Origin of the sequence: Frankia nepalensis (genome assembly GCF_016786325.1) — a bacterium.
Taxonomy (GTDB): Bacteria; Actinomycetota; Actinomycetes; order Frankiales; family Frankiaceae; genus Pseudofrankia; species Pseudofrankia nepalensis.
Map to the genome: position 1 here is coordinate 1 of NZ_JADWYU010000286.1, position 4826 is coordinate 4826.

5 protein-coding genes are annotated in these 4826 nt (G+C 74.2%); 4 read left to right on the forward strand and 1 reads right to left on the reverse strand.

What is annotated here, in order from left to right; translation table 11 throughout:
- The first annotated feature begins 47 nt into the window (after positions 1 to 47).
- From I6A81_RS40415 to I6A81_RS40425, 3 genes are read left to right on the forward strand one after another with little or no spacing between them, the layout of a single operon-like run.
- Complete coding sequence (locus tag I6A81_RS40415) at positions 48 to 860, forward strand: CoA-transferase subunit beta (protein ID WP_203007933.1); 813 nt, start codon at positions 48 to 50, stop codon at positions 858 to 860.
- The gene (locus tag I6A81_RS40420) at positions 857 to 2059 is read left to right on the forward strand and encodes an NAD(P)H-dependent flavin oxidoreductase (protein ID WP_307875229.1); all 1203 of its coding nucleotides are present in this window, start codon (positions 857 to 859) and stop codon (positions 2057 to 2059) included. Before I6A81_RS40415 ends, I6A81_RS40420 begins: the two co-directional genes overlap by 4 nt.
- Positions 2060 to 2096: 37 nt before the next feature.
- The gene (locus tag I6A81_RS40425; protein WP_238431101.1) at positions 2097 to 2591 is read left to right on the forward strand and encodes a hotdog family protein; all 495 of its coding nucleotides are present in this window, start codon (positions 2097 to 2099) and stop codon (positions 2589 to 2591) included.
- Between the two features lie 66 nt (positions 2592 to 2657).
- On the opposite strand, the gene I6A81_RS40430 is transcribed toward I6A81_RS40425, so the two are convergent.
- Positions 2658 to 3545 carry an SAM-dependent methyltransferase gene (locus tag I6A81_RS40430; RefSeq protein WP_203007931.1) on the reverse strand — a complete coding sequence of 296 codons (888 nt, stop codon included), beginning with the start codon at positions 3543 to 3545 and terminating at the stop codon, positions 2658 to 2660.
- Positions 3546 to 4026: 481 nt separating this feature from the next.
- Here I6A81_RS40430 and I6A81_RS40435 point away from each other — a divergent pair, with 481 nt between their 5' ends.
- Positions 4027 to 4686: a TetR family transcriptional regulator gene (locus I6A81_RS40435; RefSeq protein WP_203007928.1), complete on the forward strand. Its 660-nt coding sequence runs from the start codon at positions 4027 to 4029 to the stop codon at positions 4684 to 4686.
- Positions 4687 to 4826: the final 140 nt, after the last annotated feature.

A 4826-nucleotide genomic window follows, 5' to 3' on the forward strand; every position in this document is an offset into this window, starting at 1 on the left:
GGCCCGGCCAGCGCCGCCGCCGGCGCCGGCGACAAGGAGGGCGCGCGATGACCCAGCTCGAGACGCCGGCGCCGGGGGCCGCCGGCGCGGCGCGCCCCGCCCGGCGCGCGGACGTGTGCGCGCTCGCCTGCGCCGAGGCGTTCCGCGGCGACGGCGAGATCCTGGCCAGCGCGTTCGGCACCGCGCCGGCGCTGGGCGCGCGGCTGGCCCGGCGGACCTTCGCCCCGGACCTGCTGCTGTCCGACGGCGAGGCGATGCTGATGGCCGACGCCCTGCCACTGGGGGTGCCGCCCGCGGGCGCCGTCGTCGAGGGCTGGCTGCCGTTCCGCTCCGTCTTCGACGTCGTCGCCAGCGGCCGCCGCCACGTCATCATGATCCCGTCACAGCTGGACGCCCACGGCAACATGAACATCTCCGCGGTCGGCCCGCACGCGACCCCGAAGGCGCAGCTGATCGGCACGCGCGGCGCGCCGGGCAACACCGTCAACCACCGGACCAGCTACTGGGTGCCGCGGCACAGCCCGCGGGTGTTCGTGGAGAAGGTCGACGTGGTCTGTGGCGTCGGCTACGACCGGGCGCGGGCGGCCGGGCCGGCGGCCAGCCGCTTCCACGGTCTCGGCCGGGTCGTCACCGACCTCGCGGTCCTCGACTTCGCGACCCCCGACCACCGGCTCCGCCTCGTCTCCGCGCACCCCGGGGTGAGCGCCGAGGAGGTGCTCGCCGCGACCGGCTTCCCGCTCGTCCTGCCCGACGGCGGGGCGGGCGCCGTCCCGGTGACCCCGGCGCCGGGCGCGGCGGAGCTGGACCTGCTCGAAGCCCTCGACCCGAAGGGCCTGCGGTTCCAGGAGGTTTCGGCGTGAGCGCGGCGACAGAGCGAACCAGAGACACCGCGAGTGCCAGCGACCCGAGGCTCGCGACCGCGTTCACCCGGCTCACGGGGGCGCGGTATCCGATCGTGCAGACGGGGATGGGGTGGGTGTCCGGCGCGCGGCTGACCGCCGCGACCGCCGCGGCCGGAGGGCTCGGCATCCTGGGCTCGGCGACGATGACGTTCGACGAGCTCGCCGCCGCGATCCGCGCGGTCAAGGAGCGCACCGACGCCCCCTTCGGGGTGAACCTGCGCTCGGACGCCGAGGACGTCGAGGAGCGGGTCGCCCTGATGGTCAGGGAGGGGGTCCGGGTCGCGTCGTTCGCGCTCGCCCCCCGCAAGGACCTGTTCTCCCGGTTGCGCGACGCCGGCATCGTGACGATGCCATCCGTCGGCGCCCGCCGGCACGCCGAGAAGGTCGCCTCGTGGGGCGCCGACGCGGTGCTCGTCCAGGGGGGCGAGGGCGGCGGGCACACCGGCGCCGTTCCGACGTCGCTGCTGCTGCCGCAGGTCGTCGACGCCGTCGACATCCCGGTCGTCGCCGCCGGCGGCTACTTCGACGGGCGCGGCCTCGTCTCCGCGCTCGCCTACGGCGCCGCGGGGATCGGCATGGGCACCCGGTTCCTGCTGACCGCCGACAGCACCGTCGCCGACAACGTGAAGGCGCGCTACCTGGCCGCCGGGGTCGACGGCACGGTCGTCACCACCCGCGTCGACGGGGTCCCGCACCGGGTGCTGCGCACCCCGCTCGTCGACGGGCTCACCTCCGCCGGGCCGCTCACCCGGTTCCCCCGCGCGGTGCGCAACGCGGCGGCGTTCCGCCGGTCCACGGGTGCCAGCTGGCGCGGCCTGCTGCGCGAGGGCCGGGCGCTGCGCGCCCACGCCGGCCTGTCGTGGAGCCAGGTGCTGATGAGCGCGAACACCCCGATGCTGCTGCGCGCCTCCATGGTCGAGGGCCGCGACGACCTCGGACTGATGACGTCCGGGCAGGTCGTCGGCGTCATCGACGACCTGCCGACGGTCGCCGAGCTCATCGAGCGGGTCGTCTCCGAGGCGACAACCGTGCTGGACCGCCTGTCCGGCATAGGTGGTAGCACCCCTGAACATGTGGCCGGACCTGGGAATACTGTGACATCGGTTACGATCTCGTCCGAGATGCCCGCGGCGGCGGGCGCGGACGCGCCGGCCTAGGTCCGCACCTGGCCGTGACGCGGGAAAGCAGGACCTGATGAGCACGTCACAGCCGATGGCCCCGCTTGGCGCCGCGTCCCCGCCCGGCCCGTTGGCCCTGGCGGGTCCGGACGCGTTGCGCGCCGCCGTCGGCGTGGAGCTTGGCCCGACCCGCCCCGTGGTGATCGGCGCCGACCGGGTCGAGGCGTTCGAGACGGCCACGGGGGCGCCGGCCGTGTCGCTGCCCGCCGGCCTGGACGGGACGAGTCCCGGGCGGCAGGTGCCCGGGCTGCTGCTGCTCGCGCTGGTGAACTACATCCTGCCCCGGCTCGTCGACGTCCGCGGCTTCCAGGCCGGGATCAACTACGGCACGGGGCCGGTGCGCTTCCCGGTGCCGCTCGCCGTCGGCTGCTCGGTGCGCGGCAGCCTCGTCGTCGTCGAGACCGCCGACGTCCCCGGCGGCGTGGCGGCCACGTACCGGGTCACGCTGATCCGCGCGAGCACCGGCGAGGTCGTCTGCGTCGCCGACAGCCTCGCCCGCTACCTGTTCTAGCCCGTCACCCGTTCGGGCGCGGTCCCGGCGGTCCCGGGCGGGGCCGGCCCGGGGCCGGCGGCGGGGTCAGGCCGGCTTGTGGCCGACGCCAGCCCAGACGATGGTCTGCTCGGGCTCGTCCGCGCGCCACTTCGTCGCGAGCACGACGCCCGGCTCCAGCAGGTCCCAGCCGTCGAACAACTCGGTGACCTGCTCCTGGCGCCGGAAGGTGATGGTCGCCCCCGCCGACGCCGACCGCAGCAGGGCCGCCGCCGCCAGCGCGTCGGCGCTCGGGGTGCTGGTCGCCGCGGCCGCGCTCGCGATGCCCGGGTGCGACAGGACGAGGTAGCTGCCGGCGGGCAGGCCCTCGGAAAGGGTGCGTACGACGGCGTAGGGGTCCTCCTCGTCGCTCACGCAGTGCATGATCGCTACCAGCATGAGCGCGACCGGCTGGCTGAGGTCGAGGACGCCGGCGGCCTTGGTGAGGATGTCGGCCGGGTCGCGGACGTCGCCGTGGAGGTAGGTCGTCGCGCCCTCGGGGGTGCTGGTGAGCAGCGCCTGGGCGTGCGCCAGCACGATCGGGTCGTTGTCGACGTAGAGGACCCGGGCGTCGGGCGCGGCGCGCTGGGCGACCTCGTGGGTGTTGTCGGCGGCGGGCACGCCGGTGCCGATGTCGAGGAACTGGCGGATGCCGTGCTCGGACGCCAGCAGGTGTACCGCGCGGCGCAGGAAGGAACGGTTCGCGCGGACGCTCTGGGTGGTCGACGGCATCGCGACCAGGACCTTCTCGGCGACCTCCCGGTCGGCCGGGTAGTTGGTCTTGCCGCCGAGCCAGTAGTCGTAGATCCGGGCGACGTGCGCGACGTCGGTGCGCAGGTCGACGGCCTCGCCGTCGGGCCCGAGCACGACCTCGTCGGCGGCCACCGCGGACCGGAAGTCCCACGAGGTGTTCCCGGCGACGTCGCTGTCTGCCACGTGACTCTCTCTTCCTCGCGCGCGTCCAGCGTGGGCTCCCGCGAAGATCCGCCCTCTGTCGCGGCGGTGTCCGGGAGGTCCGACGACTACCACACATTCGATCCGTTCTGTGTCAAATCGTAGCCTGCCGGGGGTCCCCGGCCGCACGGTCCGGGGTGGTGGACCTCTGTCGGTCATCCGTCCGAAATCTGTCCGCAATCGGCCGATTGTCGTGGCCAAGATGACCGAGCGACCTTGGTAACAAAGCGTGTCTTTCGGGCCCTGTGCGCTGCGAAGGTGGTGACCTTCCCGGTGCCCGCGGCGTGCCTCGGGAGGAGACCCCGCCGGCGGCCCGAGAGTGCCGCGCCGTGCCAGGGGAATGGGCCCGACACGGCGCGTGAGGCTGGCTGTTCGCGCCAGGGGGCCTAAAGTAGAACAGGATCTAATTTTCTTCGGGCTCGCGGATGGACGGGAGCCCGCGGACGGCCAGAAGGAGGCAGCGGTGAGCGAGGCCGTGACGGCGGCGGCCACGCCGCCCGCAAAGGGAGTAGCGGCGGCGACGGCGACCCCGTCCCAGCAGGCGCGCCGCGAGCGCATGCTCACCGCCGCGCTGTCCCTGGCCAGCCAGGGCGGCTACGACGAGGTGCAGATGCGGGAGGTCGCCGAGCAGGCCGGCGTCGCGCTCGGCACCCTGTACCGCTACTTCCCGTCGAAGGTCCATCTGCTCGCCTCCGCGCTCGCCCGCCACCTGGCCGGCGTGCGCGACGCGGTGCTCGCCCAGCCGTCGGTCTCCGACGACCCAGCGACCAGGGTGCTGGCGATGATGAACCGGCTCGTCGACGAGCTGAGCCGCGACCGCCTGGTCGCCGAGGCACTGGTCCAGGCGATGACGCTCGCCTCGGCCACCGTCGGCACCGAGATCGACGACGTCGACGACGCGATGACCACCCTCATCGGCGTGGCCGCCTTCGGCCCGGACCACGTCGTGGACGAGCGCGACAAGCTCACCACCAACATCATCGGCAAGGTGTTCCTCAGCGACCTGCGCTACTGGCTCGGCGACCGAATGACCCTCGAGGGCGTCCGCGCCTCCCTCGCCGACACCGTCGCCGTCGTCCTGGCTGGTCAGGGGGCGTTGGGGGGGAGCCCGGTAGCCCGGTAGCCCGGTCTGGGTCTGGGTCTGGTCTGGGGGATGTTTCGGGTGTTGTGGACGTGGTCGGGTGGCTGTGGGGGTCGTCACGGTGGTGGACGGTGGGTGGTGGGGTGGGGTCGGGGCGCGCGGGGCGTGGACCGGCCGGTCAC

Coding starts and splice junctions, on each gene's coding strand:
- I6A81_RS40415 (WP_203007933.1), top strand. CDS start 48: ATGACCCAGCTCGAGACGCCGGCGCCGGGGGCCGCCGGCGCGGCGCGC.
- I6A81_RS40425 (WP_238431101.1), top strand. CDS start 2,097: ATGAGCACGTCACAGCCGATGGCCCCGCTTGGCGCCGCGTCCCCGCCC.